17 protein-coding genes and 1 riboswitch are annotated in these 20,096 nt (G+C 75.5%); of the genes, 9 read left to right on the top strand and 8 right to left on the bottom strand.

Annotation, left to right across the window (positions count from 1 at the left end):
- Nucleotides 1-368 precede the first annotated feature (368 nt).
- From C4U44_RS14520 to C4U44_RS14510, 3 genes are all read left to right on the top strand, one after another.
- Nucleotides 369-2,138 (top strand): discoidin domain-containing protein, encoded by a 1,770-nt coding sequence (locus C4U44_RS14520; RefSeq protein ID WP_103886168.1) that lies wholly within the window; start codon nt 369-371, stop codon nt 2,136-2,138.
- A gap of 294 nt (nt 2,139-2,432) precedes the next feature.
- On the top strand, nt 2,433-2,987 hold the full coding sequence (locus tag C4U44_RS14515) for a hypothetical protein (RefSeq protein WP_103886167.1): 555 nt from the start codon (nt 2,433-2,435) through the stop codon (nt 2,985-2,987).
- A 204-nt stretch (nt 2,988-3,191) separates the two neighbouring features.
- Complete coding sequence (locus C4U44_RS14510; protein WP_103886166.1) at nt 3,192-4,442, top strand: S8 family peptidase; 1,251 nt, start codon at nt 3,192-3,194, stop codon at nt 4,440-4,442.
- 84 nt (nt 4,443-4,526) lie between these two features.
- Here C4U44_RS14510 and C4U44_RS14505 read toward each other — a convergent pair whose 3' ends face one another.
- Nucleotides 4,527-5,477, bottom strand: coding sequence for a D-2-hydroxyacid dehydrogenase family protein (locus C4U44_RS14505; protein ID WP_200823245.1), 951 nt, complete (start codon nt 5,475-5,477; stop codon nt 4,527-4,529).
- Between the two features lie 83 nt (nt 5,478-5,560).
- The gene (cobN, locus tag C4U44_RS14500) at nt 5,561-9,346 is read right to left on the bottom strand and encodes a cobaltochelatase subunit CobN (protein WP_235032071.1); all 3,786 of its coding nucleotides are present in this window, start codon (nt 9,344-9,346) and stop codon (nt 5,561-5,563) included.
- Nucleotides 9,347-9,398: 52 nt separating this feature from the next.
- Nucleotides 9,399-9,507: riboswitch (cobalamin riboswitch) on the bottom strand.
- A gap of 93 nt (nt 9,508-9,600) precedes the next feature.
- Between cobN and C4U44_RS14495 the strand changes: the two genes are divergently transcribed.
- The 3 genes from C4U44_RS14495 to C4U44_RS14485 are packed head-to-tail and all read left to right on the top strand — an operon-like array spanning nt 9,601 to nt 13,387.
- Nucleotides 9,601-11,082 carry a hypothetical protein gene (locus C4U44_RS14495; RefSeq protein ID WP_103886296.1) on the top strand — a complete coding sequence of 494 codons (1,482 nt, stop codon included), beginning with the start codon at nt 9,601-9,603 and terminating at the stop codon, nt 11,080-11,082.
- Nucleotides 11,079-11,765, top strand: a complete 687-nt coding sequence (locus tag C4U44_RS14490; RefSeq protein ID WP_103886165.1) for a precorrin-8X methylmutase — start codon at nt 11,079-11,081, stop codon at nt 11,763-11,765. Before C4U44_RS14495 ends, C4U44_RS14490 begins: the two co-directional genes overlap by 4 nt.
- Nucleotides 11,762-13,387, top strand: a complete 1,626-nt coding sequence (locus C4U44_RS14485) for a precorrin-2 C(20)-methyltransferase (RefSeq protein ID WP_103886164.1) — start codon at nt 11,762-11,764, stop codon at nt 13,385-13,387. The genes C4U44_RS14490 and C4U44_RS14485 overlap by 4 nt, the downstream gene beginning before the upstream one ends.
- A 69-nt stretch (nt 13,388-13,456) precedes the next feature.
- On the opposite strand, the gene C4U44_RS14480 is transcribed toward C4U44_RS14485, so the two are convergent.
- Nucleotides 13,457-14,200, bottom strand: a complete 744-nt coding sequence (locus tag C4U44_RS14480) for a cobalt-precorrin-6A reductase (RefSeq protein ID WP_103886163.1) — start codon at nt 14,198-14,200, stop codon at nt 13,457-13,459.
- Nucleotides 14,201-14,311: 111 nt separating this feature from the next.
- On the opposite strand from C4U44_RS14480, the gene C4U44_RS14475 reads away from it, so the two are divergent.
- Entirely contained in the window at nt 14,312-15,451 is a 1,140-nt protein-coding gene (locus C4U44_RS14475) for a cobalt-precorrin-5B (C(1))-methyltransferase (protein WP_200823244.1), read from the top strand.
- A 75-nt stretch (nt 15,452-15,526) separates the two neighbouring features.
- Nucleotides 15,527-15,940, top strand: coding sequence for a hypothetical protein (locus tag C4U44_RS14470; RefSeq protein WP_103886162.1), 414 nt, complete (start codon nt 15,527-15,529; stop codon nt 15,938-15,940).
- 45 nt (nt 15,941-15,985) lie between these two features.
- Here C4U44_RS14470 and cobM read toward each other — a convergent pair whose 3' ends face one another.
- From cobM to C4U44_RS14445, 5 genes are all read right to left on the bottom strand, one after another.
- Entirely contained in the window at nt 15,986-16,729 is a 744-nt protein-coding gene (gene cobM, locus C4U44_RS14465) for a precorrin-4 C(11)-methyltransferase (RefSeq protein ID WP_103886161.1), read from the bottom strand.
- Nucleotides 16,726-17,976 carry a precorrin-6y C5,15-methyltransferase (decarboxylating) subunit CbiE gene (cbiE, locus tag C4U44_RS14460; RefSeq protein WP_103886160.1) on the bottom strand — a complete coding sequence of 417 codons (1,251 nt, stop codon included), beginning with the start codon at nt 17,974-17,976 and terminating at the stop codon, nt 16,726-16,728. Before cbiE ends, cobM begins: the two co-directional genes overlap by 4 nt.
- A gap of 199 nt (nt 17,977-18,175) precedes the next feature.
- Nucleotides 18,176-18,730, bottom strand: coding sequence for a dihydrofolate reductase family protein (locus C4U44_RS14455; protein WP_103886159.1), 555 nt, complete (start codon nt 18,728-18,730; stop codon nt 18,176-18,178).
- A gap of 177 nt (nt 18,731-18,907) precedes the next feature.
- Nucleotides 18,908-19,318 (bottom strand): rodlin, encoded by a 411-nt coding sequence (locus C4U44_RS14450; protein WP_103886158.1) that lies wholly within the window; start codon nt 19,316-19,318, stop codon nt 18,908-18,910.
- A gap of 156 nt (nt 19,319-19,474) precedes the next feature.
- The gene (locus tag C4U44_RS14445; protein WP_146088269.1) at nt 19,475-19,753 is read right to left on the bottom strand and encodes a hypothetical protein; all 279 of its coding nucleotides are present in this window, start codon (nt 19,751-19,753) and stop codon (nt 19,475-19,477) included.
- On the opposite strand from C4U44_RS14445, the gene C4U44_RS41120 reads away from it, so the two are divergent.
- Complete coding sequence (locus C4U44_RS41120; RefSeq protein ID WP_146088268.1) at nt 19,740-20,075, top strand: hypothetical protein; 336 nt, start codon at nt 19,740-19,742, stop codon at nt 20,073-20,075. The genes C4U44_RS14445 and C4U44_RS41120 overlap by 14 nt on opposite strands.
- The last annotated feature ends 21 nt before the right edge of the window (nt 20,076-20,096 follow it).

Below are 20,096 nucleotides of genomic sequence, written 5' to 3'. Positions count from 1 at the left end.
GCCACCGCGGTTCCGTCCACGTTTGCCGCGCGATTCCGTAAACGTTGCCGTTCCCTTGACACCGCTCGGAGCGAGGGCCGATTCTCCTGGGGGAGCGTTCTGAGAGCGCTCTCAGGCATGCTCGCACGCCGTTCGGACGCTGCGCGATCGGATCCGAACGGGACTGCACGCAACCCCCCATCCCCCACACACAAACCCCCACACCCCCCACAGCGGAAGGAAAGGGAGGACGCATGTCCACCCCAGACACGCGCGGGACAGCGTCGCGCCATCGACGAAGGTCACCGCAGACCCCACCTGTCGTACCCGGCACATCGGGAACGGCGGGCGCATCGGCACCGCGGACCCGGCTGCGCCGCGGCCGGGTCATGGTCGGGCTGATCGCCGCGGTCGCGGCGTTCACCGGCCTCGCCCTGGCCGGTTCGCCGTCCGCGATGGCCGACGCGAGCGCGAAGGCGGCCGCGGCACCGGCCGCCGCCCGCCCCGCGGCCGCACCCTCGGACGTGCCGGCCGCACCGTCCGGGTTCAGCACCACCTGGAGCGACGACTTCAGCGGCGCCGCCAACTCCGCGCTGGACACCGGGACATGGCGCTACGACGACGGCGCCGGCGCGAACTTCGGCACCGGCGAGATCGAGACCACGACCAACAGCACGTCCAACGTCTACACGGACGGCAACGGCCACCTGGTGCTGAAGGCGCTGCACTCCGGCACCGACCCGAACTCCGGTTGGACCTCCGGCCGGGTCGAGACCCAGGCGGACGGGTTCGGCGCGCGGCCGGGCGGCGTGGTGCGCATCCAGGCGTCGATCCAGCAGCCGAACCTCAACACCACGACCGGCGCGGGCTACTGGCCGGCGTTCTGGATGCTGGGCTCGCCGCTGCGGGTCGGTGTCGGCTGGCCCGGCTCCGGCGAGGTCGACATCATGGAGGACATCAACGCCCGCAGCTCGGTGTTCGGCACCCTGCACTGCGGGGTCAGCCCGGGCGGCCCGTGCAACGAGTCGACCGGCATCGGTTCCGGTGAGCGCGCCTGCTCGGGATGCCAGACCGGATACCACACCTACGCGGTGGAGATCGACCGCTCGACGTCGCCCGAGCAGATCCGCTACTACCTCGACGGCGCCAACTACTTCACCGTCAACTCCAGCCAGGTGGACGCCACCACCTGGGCCAACGCGGTCGACCACAGCTACTACGTGATCTTCGACCTGGCGATCGGCGGCGCCTTCCCGGGTGCCTTCGGCGGCGGTCCGACGTCCGCGACCGCGTCCGGCGGCCAGATGAACATCGACTACGTGGCCGTCTACAACAAGCCGGCCGCGGGCGACCTCGGCGCGAACATCGCGCAGGGCAAGCCGACCACGTCGTCCTCCAACGAGAGCGCGGACTTCCCGGCGTCCAACGCGACCGACGGCAACATCTCCACCCGCTGGTCGAGCGGCTTCTCCGACCCGCAGTGGCTCCAGGTCGACCTCGGCCAGTCCTACCAGCTGACCCACGCGAGCCTGACCTGGGAGGCGGCCGCCGCAGCGGCCTACCAGCTACAGGTGTCCGCCGACGGCCAGAACTGGACGACCGCGTACACCAACAGCAACAGCCCGCAGGACCTCCAGGACACCGCGCTGAACACCACAGGGCGCTACGTCCGGGTCTACGCGACCGCGAGAGCCAGCCAGTACGGTGACTCGCTCTACGAACTGGCCCTGTACGGCACGCCGTCCGGCGGCAGCAATCCCGGCGGCGGTACGGGCACGCTGCTGTCGCAGGGCAGGACCGCCACCGCATCCTCGACGGAGAACGGCAGCTTCCCGGCGTCCGCGGCGGTCGACGGCAACGCCGGCACCCGGTGGTCCAGCGGCTTCTCCGACCCGCAGTGGCTCCAGGTCGACCTCGGAGCCACCCACACGATCGGCAAGGTCGAGCTGAACTGGGAGACCGCCTACGGCACGGCGTTCCAGATCCAGACCTCACCCGACGGCCAGAACTGGACCTCCGTCTACTCCACCACCAGCGGGACCGGCGGCGACCAGACGCTGGCGGTCACCGGATCGGGCCGCTACGTGCGCCTGTACGGCACGCAGCGCGCCACGCAGTACGGCTACTCGCTGTGGGAGTTCCAGGTCTACGGCAGCTGATCCCGGTCCCCGGTTCCGCCGGGGACCGATCGGCCACGCGTCCTGGTGCCACGTCCGCGCCGCACCAGGACGCCCCTTCGCCGGGCGGTACGGGCCGGGATGTCAGGACCGGCCCGCACCGCTCCCTCCCGCCCGGCGCCGGCCCGGCGGGGCGGTGTCCTGCCACCCGATCCGGCGGCGGGGCCCCCGACCTGGCCACGCAGGCGTAAAGAAGCTGTCAGTAAGACCGCGCCCCGCGTCAGGGGGGCGTCAAGGCCCGGCCCCCGGGCCGGGGCGAAACCTAGCGTCGGCACCATGGGACGCGGCGAGTACTCCGGCACGGTCCCCCGGCCCCGGGTCGGGGACGCTGACGGCCCTGCCACCGCGCACGACCGCGCGTGGGCCGGACGGCGCCGGACGGCCTACGCCGCCGCGGTGACGGTCCTTGCCGCGGCACTCGCACTGGATGCCTGGGACGGCACGCTCGACCCCGCCCGGCTCGTCCTGTGGCTGGTGTTCGCGGTGGCGCTCTTCGCGATCCTGCTGCCGGAGCGGACCACCACGGGCGAGGGCTGGCTGGAGGTGCGCGGCCTGCTGCGCAGGCGCCGCGTGTACACGGACTACCTGGTGTCGGCCCGGTTCCTGGGTGCCATAGACCGACGGGTGGTGCTGCGCGACGCGTTCGGCGGCGTGGTGTCGGTGGAGGCGGGCGTACTGCTCGCGAACCCGTTCCTGTGGCACGCACTCGACCGGGGCGCCCGTCACGCGCACACCGCGGGACTGCTCGCCGACCGGGGCGCGCTGCGCGAACTCGCCGAGGCGATCGACGCGCGCGGGGCCCGCGACCTGCTGGCGAAGGCGGGCATGTAGGACGGCCCCGCACGGCGCGCCCACCTGGCCGGAGGGTCGTGCCGCCCGATCGGCTGACGCGCAGGCGTGCCGGTGTGTCGGGCCGGGAGGCTGCCGCGGCGGCGGCGGATGGTGGTGGGCGGCGCCCGCCGGGCACGCGTGCACCGCGCGTCCGGACGATCGCGCCGCCCTCCGCATCTCCCCCCACGCCCTCACGGAGCACGAATGCGCCTGCTCGCACGCGGCCTGTCCGCTGCCCTGCTGCTCGCCCCGCTGGCCCTCCTGCCGACGGCCGCCTCCGCCGCCGGCGGACCCCCGCTCGGCCCGGGCCCGGTCGCGCCGCCGCCGGGACCGACCCGGACCACCCCCGCCCCGCTGGTCAGCGCCACCGGCACCTCGGTGCCCGACCAGTACATCGTGACGCTCGACAAGGACGTCAACCTCACCGGCGCCGCGCGCACCCTGGACATCAAGCCGCTGTTCACCTACGGCAAGGTGATGCACGGCTTCGCGGCCGTGCTGACCGCCTCCCAGCTCGCCACCGTGCGCAACACCCCGGGTGTCCTCGCGGTGGAGCAGAACGCCCAGGTCACCGACTTCGACCGCCGCATCGGCGGCCCGCGCGGCGGCGCCGGCGGGGCGCAGCCCCGGGTGACGGCGGCCAGTTGGGGCCTGGACCGGATCGACCAGCACAACCTGCCGCTGGACAACCAGTTCAGCACGCTCGGCCATGGCGCCGGCGCCACGGCGTACATCGTGGACACCGGGATCGACTACGGGCACAGCGAGTTCGGCGGACGGGCGGTGCCCGGCTTCGACGCGATCGGGGACGGCCGCGACGGCGCGGACTGCGCGGGCCACGGCACCCACGTGGCCGGCACGGTCGGCGGCGCCACCTTCGGCGTCGCGCCCCAGGCGTCGCTGGTGAGCGTGCGGGTGCTCGACTGCCAGGGCTCCGGCACCCTCGCCGGCGTCATCGCCGGCTTCGACTGGGTGGCGGACAACGCCAAGCAGCCCGCCGTGGTCAACGCCTCGCTGGGCGGCGGCTACTCCCCGGCGCTCAACGCCGCCGCCGACGCGCTCGCCGACAGCGGGGTGCTGCCGGTGGTCGCGGCCGGCAACAGCACGGAGGACGCCTGCGACGTCTCCCCGGCGAGCGCCGGCGAGGCGCTGACCGTCGGCGCGAGCAACCGCACCGACCAGGAGACGAGCTTCAGCAACTACGGCTCGTGCCTGTCGATGTTCGCGCCCGGCCAGGCCATCGTCTCGGCGAAGCTCGGCGGCGGCAGCATCGCCATGGACGGCACCTCGATGGCCAGCCCGCACGTGGCCGGCGCGGCGCTGCTCTACAAGGCGGCCCACCCGTCGGCGACGGCTGCCGACGTGCGGACCTGGCTGGACGACAACGCCACCGAGAACGTGCTGTCCGGCGTCCAGGACTCCCCGAACCGGCTGCTGTTCACCGGCGGCCTGTAACCCCGCACGACCCGCACCACCCGTCCGGCCCGCAGGACGCGGGCCACCGGCGCGCCCGTACGGACTCCCCCGGGACCTGTCAGGTCACAGGGTCCGTACGGGCGCGCCCGCCTGCCAGGCCGCGATGTCCTCGACCGCGTCGCCGTAGAAGATCCGGTACGTCTGCTCGGTGACGTAGCCCATGTGCGGCGAGAGCAGGGTGCGGGGGGCGGTGCGCAGCCAGTGGCCGTCGGGCAGCGGCTCGACGTCGAAGACGTCCAGCCCGACCCCGGCCGGCCGGTCCCCGGCCAGCGCGCGGCGCAGCGCCTCCTCCTCGATCAGCCCGAAGCGCGAGGTGTTGACGAGGTAGGAGCCGGCCCGCATGGCGCCCAGTTCGGCGTCGCCGATCAGGCCGCGGGTGCCCTCGGCGAGCACCATGTGCACGGTGGCGACCTTCGCGGTCGCGAACAACTCGTCCTTGCCGACCAGCCGGGCGCCGCCCTCCGCGGCGCGCTCGGCGGTGAGGTGCGGGCTCCAGGCGACGACGTCCATGCCGAACGCGGCGCCCACCGCGGCCACCTGGGTGCCGAGCCGGCCGAGGCCGACGATGCCCAGCACCTCGCCGGACAGGTCGGGCGCGACCCGCTGCTGCCAGCCGCCGGCCCGGACCCGGGCGTCGTCGCCGGCCACCCCGCGCACCAGGCCGAGGATCATCGCCCAGGTCAGCTCCGAGGTGCCGGTCGGGTACCCGCCGGTGCCGCACACCAGCACGCCGAATTCGGCCGCCGCGGCCACGTCGAGGGAGGCGTTGCGCATGCCGGTGGTGACCAGGAGCCGCAGCCGGGGAAGCCGCCGCAGCACCTCGCGCGGGAAGGCGGTGCGCTCGCGCATCGCCACCACCACGTCGAACGGCGCGAGGGCGGCGACCAGTTCGTCCGGGTCGGCGATGTGCCGGGGGAAGAAGACCGTCTCGGCGCCGGGCAGCCGCCCGGACCAGTCGGCCTGCGACTCGGCGACCTGCTGGTAGTCGTCCAGTACGGCGACTCGCAACGACACGGCGGCTCCTCCTGGTCTGGGCGCCGGGTCCCGGCGCGGCGGCTCCCGGTGATCCTACGGGCGGGTCCGCCCGGGCGCGGGGGTCACCCGTCGGACGGGTCGCCGCCGTCGGCGCCGCCTTCGAGGTCGCCCTCGGTGTCCAGGTAGACCTGGCGGAGCGCGGCGAGCACCTCGGGGTCGGGTTCGGCCCACATGCCGCGGGACTCGGCCTCCAGCAGGCGTTCCGCGATGCCGTGCAGCGCCCAGGGGTTGGCGTCCTGGAGGAAGGCGCGGTTGGCGGGGTCGAGGACGTACGCCTCGGTGATCCGGTCGTACATCCAGTCGGCGACGACGCCGGTGGTCGCGTCGTAGCCGAAGAGGTAGTCGACGGTGGCGGCGAGTTCGAAGGCGCCCTTGTAGCCGTGCCGGCGCATCGCCTCGATCCAGCGCGGGTTGACCACGCGGGCGCGGAAGACGCGGGAGGTCTCCTCGACCAGGGTGCGGGTGCGGACGGTCTCGGGCCGGGTGGAGTCGCCGATGTACGCCTCGGGGGCGGTGCCGCGCAGCGCCCGGACCGCGGCGACCATGCCGCCGTGGTACTGGAAGTAGTCGTCGGAGTCGGCGATGTCGTGCTCGCGGGTGTCGGTGTTCTTCGCGGCGACGGCGATCCGGCGGTAGGCGGTCTCCATCTCGCCGCGCGCCGGGCGGCCGTCCAGCCCCCGGCCGTAGGCGTAGCCGCCCCAGACGGTGTAGACCTCGGCGAGGTCGGCGTCGGTGCGCCAGTCGCGGGAGTCGATCAGCTGGAGCAGCCCGGCGCCGTACGTGCCCGGGCGGGAACCGAAGATGCGGGTGGTGGCGCGGCGCTCGTCGCCGTGCTCGGCGAGGTCGGCGCGGGTGTGCGCGCGGACGTGGTTGAGGTCGTCGGGCTCGTCGAGGGAGGCGGCCAGCCGGACCGCGTCGTCCAGGAGCGCGACGGTGTGCGGGAAGGCGTCCCGGAAGAAGCCGGAGATGCGCAGGGTGACGTCGATCCGCGGGCGGCCGAGCTCGTCCGCCGGCACGGCCTCCAGGCCGGTGACGCGGCGGGAGGCGTCGTCCCACACCGGGCGGATGCCGAGCAGGGCCAGCGCCTCGGCGATGTCGTCGCCCGCGGTGCGCATCGCGGACGTGCCCCACAGGGACAGGCCCACGGACGCGGGCCAGTCGCCGTTGTCGGCGCGGTAGCGGGCCAGCAGGGAGTCGGCGAGGGCCTGCCCGGTCTCCCAGGCGAGCCGCGAGGGCACCGCCTTGGGGTCGACGGAGTAGAAGTTGCGGCCGGTGGGCAGCACGTTGACCAGGCCGCGCAGCGGCGAGCCCGACGGCCCGGCCGGCACGAAGCCGCCGGCCAGCGCGTGCACGGTGCGGTCGAGCTCGGCGGTGGTCGCGGCCAGCCGGGGGACCACCTCGCGGGCGGCGAACTCCAGGACGGCGGCGACCTGTTCGCCCAGCCCGGCGGCGATCCCGGGGACGGCGGCCGGGTCCCAGCCCGCGTCCTCCATCGCCTGGACCAGGGCGCGGGCGCGCTCCTCGACGGCGTCGGCGGCGGTGCGGGTGGGGGCCGACTCGTCCAGGCCGAGGGCCTCGCGCAGCCCGGGCAGGGCCGCCGTGCCGCCCCAGATCTGCCGGGCGCGCAGGATCGCCAGCACCAGGTCGACCCGCGCGGCGCCGGCCGGGGCGCCGCCGAGCACGTGCAGGCCGTCCCGGATCTGGGCGTCCTTGATCTCGCAGAGCCAGCCGTCGACGTGCAGCAGGAAGTCGTCGAACCCCTCGTCGTCGGGGCGGTCGGCCAGGCCGAGGTCGTGGTCGAGCCGGGCGGCCTGGATCAGGGTCCAGATCTGGGCGCGGATGGCCGGCAGTTTCGCCGGGTCCATGGCGGCGATCTGGGCGTGCTCGTCCATGAGCTGTTCGAGGCGGGCGATGTCGCCGTAGGAGTCGGCGCGGGCCATCGGCGGCACCAGGTGGTCGATGAGGGTGGCGTGCGCGCGGCGCTTGGCCTGAGTGCCCTCGCCCGGGTCGTTGACCAGGAACGGGTAGATCAGCGGCAGGTCGCCGAGTACCGCGTCCGGGCCGCAGGCGGCGGACAGGCCGGCGTTCTTGCCGGGCAGCCACTCCAGGTTGCCGTGCTTGCCGAGGTGGATCATCGCGTCGGCGCCGAACCCGCCGTCCTCGACGGGCGCGGAGATCCAGTGGTACGCCGCCAGGTAGTGGTGCGAGGGCGGCAGGTCGGGGTCGTGGTAGATCGCGATCGGGTTCTCGCCGAAGCCGCGCGGCGGCTGGATGAGGACCAGCAGGTTCCCGTACCGGAGCGCGGCGAGCACGATGTCGCCCTCGGGGTCGCGGCTGCGGTCCACGAACAGCTCGCCGGGCGGCGGGCCCCAGTGCCGCTCCACGGACTCGCGCAGTTCCCGCGGGAGGGTCGCGTACCAGCGGCGGTGGTCGGCGGCCGGTACCCGGACCGGGTTGCGGGCCAACTGCTCCTCGGTGAGCCAGTCCTGGTCGTGGCCGCCGGCGTCGATGAGGGCGCGGATGAGGGCGTCGCCCGGGTGCGGGGCGCTGCCCGCCGCGCCGTCCGGGGCCGCGTCGGGGTCGTGGGTGTCCTGCGGCGCGTCGGAGTTCCGGGGCGCTGTGGTGTCCTGCGCCGCCGCGCCGTCGTCGAGGCCCGGGACCGGGTCGGGGCCGAAGTCGTAGCCCTCCTCGCGCAGCCGGCGCAGCAGGGCCATCGCGCTCGCCGGGGTGTCCAGGCCGACGGCGTTGCCGATGCGGGAGTGCTTGGTCGGATAGGCGGACAGCACCAGGGCCAGGCGCTTGCGGGCCGGGGGTATGTGGCGCAGCCGGGCATGCCGCAGGGCGATGCCCGCCACCCGGGCGGCACGTTCGGGGTCGGCGACGTAGGCGGGCAGGCCGTCGGCGTCGACCTCCTTGAACGAGAACGGGACGGTGATCAGCCGCCCGTCGAACTCCGGCACCGCGATCTGGGTGGCGGCGTCCAGCGGGGAGACCCCCTCGTCGCTCTCCAGCCAGGCGGCGCGCGAGCCGGTCAGGCACAGGGCCTGGAGCACGGGCACGTCCAGGCCGGTGAGCGCTCCCGCGTCCCACGCCTCGTCGTCGCCCCCGGCGGACGCCTCGGCGGGGCGGGTGCCCCCGGCGGCGAGGACGGTGGTGACGATCACGTCGGCGGCGCCGAGTTCGGCGACGAGTTCCGGCTCGGGGCTGCGCAGGGAGGCGACGTAGTACGGCAGGGCCCGGCCGCCGCCCGCCTCGATCGCGTCGCACAGGGCCGCCACGAAGGCGGTGTTCCCGCTCATGTGGTGGGCGCGGTAGTAGAGCACCGCGACGGCGGGAGCGTCGCGTGCATGGGAGGCCGTGTCCGTACGGCGCTCCAACCGGCCCCAGGACGGCGCCGGTGCGGGCGGCTCGAAGCCGTGGCCGGTGAGCAGCACCGTGTCCGACAGGAAGCGGGCGAGCTGTTCGAGGTTGGCGGGGCCGCCGTGCGCCAGGTACGCGTGCGCTTCGGCGGCGATGCCCACCGGCACCGTCGACGCCGCCATCAGCTGGGCGTCCGGGGCCTGTTCACCGCTCAGCACCACCACGGGCAGGCCGGTGGCGCGCACCGTGTCCAGCCCCTCCTGCCACGCCCGCACCCCGCCGAGCAGCCGGACGACCACCAGGCCGGCGCCGTCCAGCAGTTCCGGCAGGTCGTCCAGGACGAGCCGGGCGGGATTGCCGAAGCGGTACGGAACCGGGCCGCCCGCCGCCCGCGCGCTCAGCAGGTCCGTGTCGGACGTGCTCAGCAGTGCGATCCGCTCGGGGCGTCCCTGGTCGGCAGAACGGGACAACTCGGATGATCCGGTCACGGCGCTACCCTTCCTCGGGGTGTCCACGCCCCGGGCGGTGGTCGGACGGCGGGAGTTCCTGGCTCACCCCGCCACCGGGGAGACCCTGGTGGCAAAGTTCACAGTGGCGGGACCGCGCCGGATTCGCACCGGGCTTCCTCCCCTGTCGCCGTCTGCGGCGATGGCGGACCTGATGGCCCGCACGTGAGCATAGTAAGCGCCGCCGCCCCTCGGCAGATCATCCGATTCACAGCACGGTGGGTATGCTCGCCGCCATGCCCACCGCCCCCGACCAGCCCCTCCGGCCGCCCCGGCCGGACGCCGCGGCATGCCCGGCGGACGGCAACGCGCAGGCGGGCGGCGGCGCGCCGAGGGCGCGGGAGCGGGCGGACGCCTGCCCGGGCGCGCTGCGGCTGCACACAGCGGACGACGGCGCGCTGGCCCGGATCCGGCTGCCCGGCGGGCTGCTCGGCGCCGCGCAGGCGGAGCGGCTGGGCGAGGCGGCCCGGCGGTGGGGCGACGGTGACGTCCATCTCACTTCGCGCGGCAACGTCCAACTGCGCGGCCTGGCCCCGGACTGCGCCGCCGAGCTGGCCCAACTGCTGGACGGGGCAGGGCTGCTGCCGTCCGTCCCGCACGAACGGGTACGGAACATCGTCGCCTCCCCCCTGTCCGGGCTCGACGGGCGCGGGCACCTGGACGTGGGGGAGTGGGTGCGGGCGCTGGACGAGCTGCTGTGCGGCAGCCCCGCGGCCGCGGCGCTGTCCGGACGGTTCCTCTTCGCCCTGGACGACGGGCGCGGCGACGTCGCCTCGCTCGCACCCGACGTGACACTGCGCGCGGCGCCGGATGGAGCCGCTCTGCTGCGGATCGGCCGCAACGCGCCCCTCCGCCTTCCGGCCGGCGACGCGCCCCGGGCCGCCCTGCTCGCCGCGGAGGCGTTCCCGGCGGCGGCCGCGCCCGACGGGGGCGAGCCGACCGCGTGGCGGGTGGCCGAGCTGCCCGACCGCGGCGCGGGCCTCACCGCCGCCCTCGCCAGCCGTCTTGCCGCATCTCCGGCGTCCCCGGCGTCCGCCGCCTCACCCCCGTTCCCCGCGTCCACCACCTCCGGCCCACCCCCCGCCACCGCGCCTCGCGACGGCACCCGGGGAGAGGCCGGGTCGGCGGCGCCCCCGGCCCTCGGCGCCGTCCCGCACCCGGACGACCCGGGCGGCCCGCTCGCCCTGTCGGTCCTCGCCCCGCTCGGGCGCCTCACCCCCGCCGCCTGGCGTGCCCTGACCGCGCTCGCCGCCCGCACCCCGGCCGCGCAACTGCGGCTCACCCCGTGGCGCGGCGCCGTCGTCCCCGGCGTGCCCGCGGGCCGCGCCCGGGAGGAGCTGGCCGTCCTCGCGGCGGCCGGACTGGTGACGGACACGGCTTCCCCGTGGGTCGGCGTCGGCGCGTGCGCCGGGCGGCCCGGGTGCGCGAAGTCGCTCGCCGACGTGCGGGCGGACGCGGCCGCCTTCGTCCGCGGAGCCGCCGGCGAACCCGGCGAACCCGGCGACCCCCGCGTGCGGCCGCTGCCCGTCTACTGGTCCGGCTGCTCCCGCGGCTGCGGCCGGCCCCGTACCGGCGACCGTGTCGACATCGTCGCCACCCCCGACGGCTACCGCGTGGACCTGTTCCGCGCGGGCGCCGTGACCGGTGGCACCCACCCCCGCCCTTCCGACCTCGTCGCCACCGTGGCGGCGGCGCGCCGCGGCGCGCTGACCGAATGAGCGAGACGACCGTGCCCCCTGAGCCCCCGGTGTCCCCGGACCTCGCGGACTTCCCCGACTTCGCCTACGAGAAGGACGGCGCGGCCATCTACCGCCGCTCCTTCGCCACCATCCGCGCCGAGGCCGATCTCGGCGGGCTGCCCGCCGACGTCGCCCAGGTCGCGGTCCGGATGATCCACGCCTGCGGCATGGTCGACCTGGTGGCCGACCTCGCCTGGACACCGGACGCGGTCGCGCGCGCCCGGGCGGCGCTGCGGGCGGGAGCGCCGATCCTGTGCGATGCGGCGATGGTCGCCAGCGGCGTGACCCGCAAGCGGCTGCCCGCCGACAACGAGGTCATCTGCACGCTCGGCGACCCGTCCGTGCCGGCGCTCGCCGCCCGGCTCGGCACCACCCGCACCGCGGCCGCCCTGGAGCTGTGGCGGGACCGGCTGGACGGAGCGGTCGTCGCCATCGGCAACGCGCCCACCGCACTGTTCCGGCTGCTCGAACTCGTCGCCGACGGCGCGCCGCGCCCGGCCGCCGTCATCGGCGTCCCGGTCGGCTTCGTCGGCGCCGCCGAGTCCAAGCAGGCCCTCACCACCCACCCGTCGGCCCTCGACCACCTGGTCGTCCACGGCCGGCGCGGCGGCAGCGCCATCGCGGCAGCCGCTCTCAACGCGATCGCGAGCGAGGAAGAATGAGCGCCCCTGTGTCCCCCGACCCGGCATCCACCGCCGCCGCCCCGCCGCGAGAGGCGGGCGTGGGGCGGCTCTACGGGGTCGGCCTCGGGCCCGGCGACCCGAAGCTGCTGACCGTGCGGGCGGTGGAGGTGATCGCGGCGGCCGACGTCGTGGCGTACCACAGCGCGCGGCACGGCCGGTCGATCGCGCGGGGCATCGCGTCGGCGTACCTGCGCGACGGGCAGATCGAGGAGAAGCTGGTCTACCCGGTCACGACGGAGACGACCGACCACCCGGGCGGCTACCAGGGCGCGATGGAGGAGTTCTACGAGCAGGCGGCGGCGCGGCTCGCGGCGCACCTGGACGCGGGGCGGAGTGTCGCGGTGCTGGCGGAGGGCGACCCGCTGTTCTACGGGTCGTACATGCACATGCACAAACGGCTGGCCGGGCGGTACCCGGCGGAGGTCGTGCCGGGGGTGACCTCGCTGGCGGGGGCGTCCGCGCGACTGGGCACGCCGCTGGTGGAGGGCGAGGAGGCACTGACCGTCCTGCCCGGCACCCTGCCGGAGGAGGAGCTCACGGCGCGGCTGGCGGCGGCCGACACGGCGGTGGTGCTGAAGCTCGGCCGTACCTTCCCCGCGGTGCGCCGGGCGCTGGAGCGCTCGGGCCGGCTGGCGGAGGCGCGGTACGTCGAGCGGGCCACGATGGCGGGCGAGCGGATCACCGAACTCGCCGCGGTGGACCCGGAGTCGGTGCCGTACTTCGCGGTGGCGGTGCTGCCGAGCCGGGGCGGCGCGGTGGTCCCCGCCGCCCGGGCGGCGAGCGAGGCGCAGGACGGCGCGGAAGGACCCGGTCCCGCCACGGACGGGGACGAGCGGAACGGCGAGGGTGCGGCCGGGCACGTGGTGGTCGTCGGTACCGGTCCGGCCGGGCCGCTGTGGCTGACGCCCGAGACCCGCGGCGCCCTCGCCGCGGCGGACGACCTGGTCGGCTACACCACCTACCTGGACCGGGTGCCGGTCAGACCCGGCCAGCGCCGGCACGGCACCGACAACCGGGTGGAGGACGAGCGCGCCCAGTTCGCCCTGGAACTCGCCCGCAGGGGGCGCCGGGTGGCGGTGGTGTCCGGCGGCGACCCGGGGGTGTTCGCCATGGCCACCGCCGTGGTGGAGGCGGCCTCGCAGCCGCCGTACCAGGACGTGCCGATCCGGGTGCTGCCCGGCGTGACCGCGGCGAACGCCGCCGCCGCGCGGGTCGGAGCGCCGCTCGGCCACGACTACGCGGCGCTGTCCCTGTCGGACCGGCTCAAGCCGTGGGAGGTCATCGCCGAGCGGCTGCGCGCGGCCGCCTCCGCGGACCTGGTGCTCGCGCTGTACAACCCCGGGTCGAAGAGCCGCACCTGGCAGGTGGCCAAGGCACGCGAACTCCTGCTGGAGCACCGCGCCCCCGACACCCCCGTGGTGGTCGCCCGCGACGTCGGCGGAACGGCCGAGGAGATACGGATCATCCGGCTCGCCGACCTGGACCCGGCCGAGGTCGACATGCGCACCCTGCTCATCGTCGGCTCGTCCCGGACCAGGACCGTGGTGCGCGGTGACGGCGAGCAGGTGGTCTGGACGCCGCGCACCTACCCCCGGCCCTAGGGCCTGCCGCGCCCTCCCCGCGACCATGGCCGCCACCGCGTCCCCCGCCGTCCCGCCGCCGGCGCGTACTCAGCCGGTCCGTTCGCGCACCCACCGGGCCGCCCGCTCCGCGTCCTCGGCCACCTCCACCCCCGCCACCGCGGGCGGCCGGCGCACCACCACCACGGGCACTCCCGCCTCCCGGGCCGCCACCAGCTTCCCCGCGGTCGCCGCGCCACCGCTGTCCTTGGTCACCACCACGGCGATCCGGTGCTCCCGCAGCAGCGCCGCCTCCCCCGCCACCGTGAACGGCCCCCGGTCCAGCAGCACCTGCATCCGGCGCGGCACCGCCCCCTGCGGCGGGTCCACGGACCGCACCAGGAACCACAGGTCGTCCAGCCCGGCGAACGCGGCCAGCCCGGTGCGTCCGGTGGTGAGGAACACCCGGGCGCCGAGGGCGGGCAGCACCTCCGCGGCGTGTGCAAGGGAGTCCGCCGGGTGCCAGCGGTCGCCCGCCACCGGCGTCCAGCCGGGGCGGCGCAGCGCCAGCAGCGGCACCCCGGTCAGCGCGGCGGCCTCGGCCGCGTGGCGGCTCATGGTGTCGGCGAAGGGGTGGGTGGCATCGACGAGGGCGTCCACCGCGTGCCGCCGCAGCCAGCCGGCCAGGCCCGCCGCGCCGCCGAACCCGCCGATCCGCACCTCGCCCGGCGGCAGCCGGGGTGCGGCGACCCGCCCGGCGAGCGAACTGGTCACCGCGGTGGCGGGCGAGCGCGCGGCCAGCAGCCCGGCGAGTTCGCGGGCCTCGGTGGTCCCGCCGAGGATCAGCACGTGCACGGCGGTACGTTCCTTCCGTGAGCGGTCGGGAGCGGGCATGACGCCGAGCGGGTGCGCGGACGTACGGGCGCGGGTGCGGAACCGGGTCCGCACCGGCTGGGGCGTGCCCGCGTGAGCGGGGTCGAGGGCGGCCGCAGCGCCCAACTCAAGCACACCGGGCTGCGGCCCGGCTGGACGACCGGTGCCTGCGCGACCGCCGCCGCCACGGCGGCGTACACCGCACTGCTGGCGGGCGACTTCCCCGACCCGGTGACGATCACCCTGCCGCGCGGCCAGACCCCCGCGTTCGCGCTGGCCGTCGAGGAGTTGGCGGACGGCACGGCGATGGCGGGCGTGGTCAAGGACGCCGGGGACGACCCGGACGTGACGCACGGCGCGCTGATCCGGGCCACCGTACGGCGCTTGCCCGCCGGTTCCGGGGTGGTCTTCCGGGCCGGTCCCGGCGTCGGTACGGTCACCCGTCCCGGGCTGCCGCTGGAGGTGGGCGAGCCGGCGATCAACCCGGTGCCGCGGCAGATGATGCGCGACCACATCGCCGAGGTGGCGGCGCGCCACGGCGACGCCGGCGACGTGGAGATCACCGTCTCGGTGGACGGCGGGGAGCAGATCGCACGTTCCACGTGGAACATCCGGCTGGGCATTCTCGGGGGTCTTTCCATCCTCGGCACCACCGGCATCGTGGTGCCGTACTCCTGCTCGGCGTGGATCGACTCGATCCGGCGCGGGGTGGACGTGGCCCGGGCCGCGGGCCGTACCCACCTGGCCGGATGCACCGGCGCCACCTCGGAGAAGACGGTCACCGCGGAGTACGGCCTGCCGCTGGACGCGCTGCTGGACATGGGCGACTTCGCGGGCGCGGTCCTGAAGTACGTGCGCCGCCACCCCGTCGACCGGCTCACCCTCTGCGGGGGCTTCGCGAAGCTGTCCAAGCTCGCCGCCGGTCACCTCGACCTGCACTCGGCCCGCTCCCAGGTCGACCTGCCGCACCTGGCCGGCCTCGCCCGCGCCGCGGGCGCCGGCAGTGCCCTCGCCACCGCGATCGAGGGCGCCAACACCGCGCTCGGCGCCCTCCAACTCGCCACGGCGGACGGGGTTCCCCTCGGCGACGAGGTGGCCCGCACCGCCCGCGACCAGGCGCTCGCGGTCCTCCGCGGCGCCCCCGTCACGCTCGACGTGCTCTGCATCGACCGCGCCGGCCAGGTGGTCGGCCGGGCCGATCCGAAGTGCGCCATTCCGCGTCGCGAGCGGTGAACTCTGCCTAGGATCAAGCGAGTTCGTACACCGGTTCGCAGGGGGCGGGCCGGCACCGACAGCAAGGGGGGCACCATGTCAGGGATTTCCCGGCGTTCCGTTCTGGGCTATACCGGCACCGCCGCGGCGGGCACGATCCTCGCGACGGCGGCCACGGCGCAGTCCGCCCAGGCCGCACAGCCCGGCGAGACGGCATCGGCGAGCGCACCGCACACCGCACCCGCGACGGCCCACGCCCAGCAGGCCGGCGCCTCCACCGCGGACTTCCCGTTCGGCACCACCTTCACCGGCAACGTCAGCCCGACCCTGCCCGGGGGCGAGGACAACAGCAACCTCAGCATCACCTTCACCGTGCAGTGCACCGAGGCCCCGGCGGCCTACGACGTCACCCCGCTGGAGATCGCCAACGCCCTGTCCGCGTACGCGCAGAGCAGGGGCTGGCCGGCGATCACCTTCTACGGGGCCCCCGCGCCGGTCGCGCTGAACTGACCCACCACGTCCGCACGGTCGCACGTCCGCGGCCCGCCCCCGCGCTCAGTCGCGCGGGCGGGCCGTGGAGTACAGGTGACTGTCCGGGAAGGACTCCGCGGCCAGGGTGCGGCCGACGATGATGACCGCGGTACGGCGGATACCCGCGGCGTGGACCTGTTCCGCGATCGTCCCGAGGGTGCCGCGCAGCACCACCTCGTCCGGGCGGCTGGCGTAGGCGACCACCGCGGCCGGGCAGCCGGCGCCGTAGTGCGGCAGCAACTCCTCGACGACGCGGTCGACGTAGCCCGTGGCAAGGTGCAGCACGAGCAGCGCTCCGCTGGCGGCGAGGGTCGGCAGGTCCTCGCCGGGCGGCATGGGGGTGGCGCGCTGCGCGACCCGGGTGAGGACCACCGTCTGCCCGACCGCCGGCACGGTCAGCTCCCGCTTCAGCGCGGCCGCCGCGGCGGCGAACGCCGGTACCCCCGGCACCACTTCGTAGGGCACGCGCGCCGCGTCGAGCCGGCGCATCTGCTCGGCCACCGCGCTGAACACCGACGGGTCGCCGGAGTGCAGCCGCGCCACGTCGTGCCCGTCGCGGTGCGCGCGGACCAGCGCCGCGGTGATCTCGTCGAGGTCCAGGCGGGCGGTGTCGACCAGTTCGGCCCCGGCCGGGCAGTCGGCGAGCAGCTCGCGCGGCACCAGGCTCCCGGCGTAGAGGCACACCTGGCAGGACGCGAGCAGCCGCGCGCCGCGCACCGTGATGAGGTCGGCGGCGCCGGGCCCGGCGCCGATGAAGTACACGGTCATGTCTGGTCCGCTCCTGGGGGGCCGGCCGGCTTGACCGCCGACCACTGGGTGACCGGCATCGCCTGGCGCCAGCCGGTGAAGGCGCCGACGGGTGCCGCGTGGGCGACGCCGAGCCGGACGAGGTCGCCGCCGTGCCGCCGGTAGCGGGCGGCCAGCAGCGCCTCGGACTCGAGGGTGACGGTGTTGGCGACGAGCCGGCCGCCCGCGGGCAGTGCGTCCCAGCAGGCGTCGAGCAGCCCGGCGGCGGTGAGGCCGCCCCCGACGAACACGGCGTCGGGGGACGGGAGTCCGGCCAGTGCGGCGGGCGCGGCGCCGGTCACGACACGCAGCCCCGGCACGCCGAGCCGCTCGGCGTTCGCGGCGATCCGGGCGGCGCGGACCGGGTCGCGCTCGACGGTGACCGCGCGGCACGAGGGGTGCGTGCGCATCCACTCGATCGCGATCGCGCCGGAGCCGCCGCCGACGTCCCAGAGCAGCTCGCCGGGCGCGGGGGCGAGCGCGGCCAGCGTGACGGCCCGCACGTGGCGCTTGGTGAGCTGCCCGTCGTGGTCGTACGCCTCGTCCGGCAGCCCGGGCACCGCGCCGAGCCGCAACGCGTCCGGGGCGCGACGGCATTCGACGGCGACGACGTTCAGCGGGTCGCCGGGGGCCGGCGCCCAGCCGTCGGCGGTGCCGTCGGCCGCGACGCGCTCGCGGGCGCCGCCCAGTTGCTCCAGCACCCGCAGCCGGCTGGGCCCGTAGCCGCGGTCACGCAGCAGCGCGGCGACCTCGCCGGGGGTGGCCGCGCCCGCGCTGAGCACGACCAGCCGGCGGCCGTGGTGCAGGGCGGCGGCCAGCGCGGCCACCGGGCGGCCGACCGCGCTGATCACCGCGGTGTCCTCGACCGGCCAGCCGAGCCGGGCGCAGGCGTAGGCGACCGACGAGGGGTGCGGCAGCACGCGGAGCGTGTCCGGGCCGAGCACCTCGGCCAGGGTGCGGCCGATGCCGTGGAAGAAGGGGTCGCCGCTGGCCAGCACCGCGAGCCGGCGGCCGGCGTATGCGGCCAGCAGCCCGGGCACGGCCGGGCGCAGCGGCGACGGCCAGGGCACGCGTGCGACGGCGCACTCCGGTGGCAGCAGGTCGAGTTGGCGGGGACCGCCGATCACCGCGTCAGCGTCGCGCAGGGCCGCGCGGGACTCCTCGGGCAGCCCGTCCCAGCCGTCGGCGCCGATGCCGACGACGGTCACCGGGGTGGGGGCGGAGATCACGCGGGACACCTCGGGGTCGGGGAGCGGGCCAGGTCAGCAGGACTCTACTGACCTGGCGCCGACGCCCGCCGGGCGGGTTCACCGCTCCCGGGCGCTCCGCCGGGTGGGCCGCACATGCCGGGTGCGCCGCCGGACGTTCACCGGATGCGCCGGGTGCGCCCGGATGGGCCGGGGGCGCCGCTCCCGGTCCCCCCGCGCCTCAGGGCCGGCCGACCGCGTAGGTGAGGTAGGCGAACTGGCCGGACTGCTCGGCGGCGGTGAGGGTGAGCCGGGAGGCGGTCAGCCGGCGCGGCAGCAGCGGGGCGCCGCCGCCCAGGAGGACCGGCGCGACCCCGAGCACGATCTCGTCGAGCAGTCCCGCGTCGGCGAACGCGCCGGCCAGCTCGCCGCCGCCGACCAGCCAGATCGCGCGGTCCCCGGCGGCCGCGGCCATCGCCGCGTGCACCGGGCGGACGTCGCCGCGCACGAAGGTGATGTCGGCGCCGGGCACGGCCGGCAGGTCCCGGTGGGTGAAGACCCAGCACGGCGTACTGCCGTACCACCCCTGCCACTTGTCGGGCCGCTCCAGCACCTTCTCGTGCTCCAGCACCCATGTGTAGGTGGTCGCGCCGGTGGCGAAGGCGCCGACGCCGGCGAAGAAGGGCGCGAAGCGGTCCTCGCGCTGCTCGACCTCGAAGAGCCAGTCGAGGGAACCGGCCGGGTCGGCGATACGGCCGTCGATGCTGGTCGCGGTGAAGTAGGTGGTCTTCGCCATGGGTTCACCGTAGCCGCGGGCACCGACACCGCCGGTGGGCGCGCGCGGGACCCGGGCATGCGAACGGGCCGCCGGCGAGGGGGGAAGGCCGGCGGCCCGAGCGGAGGAGCAGCCGGCCGGCTCGGCTCGCGGACGCGAGCCTCACCGGCCGGTTGCCAGGGTGTGACCGGGAACGGGTCAGTGGTTGCCCGCACCGTTGGCGGAGAGCACCGGGATGTCGCTCAGGACGTGCGAGACCGGCTCGTCGCCCTGGATCTGGCTGGAGTTCTCCGTGCACTGCTCGTTCTGCGGCGAGGTCAGCACGTTGATGTCCTGGGCGGTGATCGGGACCAGGCCGACCAGCGAACCGACGTTCGCCTTGAGCGGCAGGCCGACGCAGGGCTTGTTCAGGGTGCCCTGGACCAGGCCCAGGTCGGGGCTCTCGGTGCCACTGGTCATGGTGTTGCCGAACGCCTGCTCGGCGCCGTTGCCGTCCACCGTGGTGGTGCCCTCGTCGTTGCCGACCGCCATGGCCTGCGGGGCGGCGGTGGCGCCGACTGCGACGACCGACGCGGCGAGAGCAGCACCGGCAAGCATCTTCTTGATCATTTGTGTTCCTTTTTTGGTGCTTGGCGCACTGTTCTGGAAGGTCTGGAGCGAATTGATCAACCGCTCCAGCGGGGTTTGGTTCCGGTCTTTCACTCCGACGGGGGATAAGTCGGCCGAGAAGGACCGGGAAGTCGGTACGGCAGGGGGGCGGGCGGATCAGCCCAGCGGCAGGCCGCTCAGCGGCAGCCCGCCCAGCAGGCCGCCCAGCGGCAGCCCGTTCAGCGGCAGACCACCGAGCGGCGAACTGCCGGGCTGCGCAGCGGCGGGGCCGTTCGCTCCGGTCGCACCGGGCGCTCCGGACAGCGCGGAGCCCGCGGCGTGCGCGGCGTCCTGCCCCTTCTGGAGGGTGGACCCGACGGCCGTGTCGTCGACCGCCTTCTGCACCGGCTGCTCGCTCAGCGCCTGGTCCACCCCGCCGTTGATGCTGGTGGGCATCCTCGACATGTCGTCGGCCGAGATGGGCGATCCGGTGCTGTCAGCGGCAAAGGCCGGTGCGGCCATCCCGGCCGCCATCACCGAACCGGCCAGTACTGCCGCAACCTTTGAGTACTTCACTTGCCACCCTTTCCTGAGCCGAAAGCCGGCGGCTCGACCCTGGGAAGTCGAGCAGCCGTGGAACGCCGTCGGACGCCGAAGTCCGGCGCCGTGCACAACGACCGCGCCGATCGACAGGAAACGGAAACAGAAGGACAGCAAGGACAATCACTCGTACGTGCGGAACCTTGGCGCAGTTCTCCTACTAATCACCTTTCAGTGACGAAAGGCATTTTTCCGTCCT

Source organism: Actinacidiphila yanglinensis (assembly GCF_900107965.1).
In the GTDB taxonomy this organism is placed as follows: domain Bacteria; phylum Actinomycetota; class Actinomycetes; order Streptomycetales; family Streptomycetaceae; genus Actinacidiphila; species Actinacidiphila yanglinensis.
Note: the sequence above shows the minus strand (reverse complement) of the source record. Positions and strands in the feature narration are given on the sequence as shown.

Excerpts from the sequence above, each read along its gene's own strand:
- C4U44_RS14520 (WP_103886168.1), top strand. The coding sequence starts at position 369 with ATGGTCGGGCTGATCGCCGCGGTCGCGGCGTTCACCGGCCTCGCCCTG.
- C4U44_RS14515 (WP_103886167.1), top strand. The coding sequence starts at position 2,433 with ATGGGACGCGGCGAGTACTCCGGCACGGTCCCCCGGCCCCGGGTCGGG.
- C4U44_RS14510 (WP_103886166.1), top strand. The coding sequence starts at position 3,192 with ATGCGCCTGCTCGCACGCGGCCTGTCCGCTGCCCTGCTGCTCGCCCCG.
- C4U44_RS14495 (WP_103886296.1), top strand. The coding sequence starts at position 9,601 with ATGCCCACCGCCCCCGACCAGCCCCTCCGGCCGCCCCGGCCGGACGCC.
- C4U44_RS14490 (WP_103886165.1), top strand. The coding sequence starts at position 11,079 with ATGAGCGAGACGACCGTGCCCCCTGAGCCCCCGGTGTCCCCGGACCTC.
- C4U44_RS14485 (WP_103886164.1), top strand. The coding sequence starts at position 11,762 with ATGAGCGCCCCTGTGTCCCCCGACCCGGCATCCACCGCCGCCGCCCCG.
- C4U44_RS14470 (WP_103886162.1), top strand. The coding sequence starts at position 15,527 with ATGTCAGGGATTTCCCGGCGTTCCGTTCTGGGCTATACCGGCACCGCC.
- cobM (WP_103886161.1), bottom strand. The coding sequence starts at position 16,729 with ATGACCGTGTACTTCATCGGCGCCGGGCCCGGCGCCGCCGACCTCATC.
- C4U44_RS14455 (WP_103886159.1), bottom strand. The coding sequence starts at position 18,730 with ATGGCGAAGACCACCTACTTCACCGCGACCAGCATCGACGGCCGTATC.
- C4U44_RS14450 (WP_103886158.1), bottom strand. The coding sequence starts at position 19,318 with ATGATCAAGAAGATGCTTGCCGGTGCTGCTCTCGCCGCGTCGGTCGTC.
- C4U44_RS41120 (WP_146088268.1), top strand. The coding sequence starts at position 19,740 with ATGCTGGTGGGCATCCTCGACATGTCGTCGGCCGAGATGGGCGATCCG.
- C4U44_RS14445 (WP_146088269.1), bottom strand. The coding sequence starts at position 19,753 with ATGCCCACCAGCATCAACGGCGGGGTGGACCAGGCGCTGAGCGAGCAG.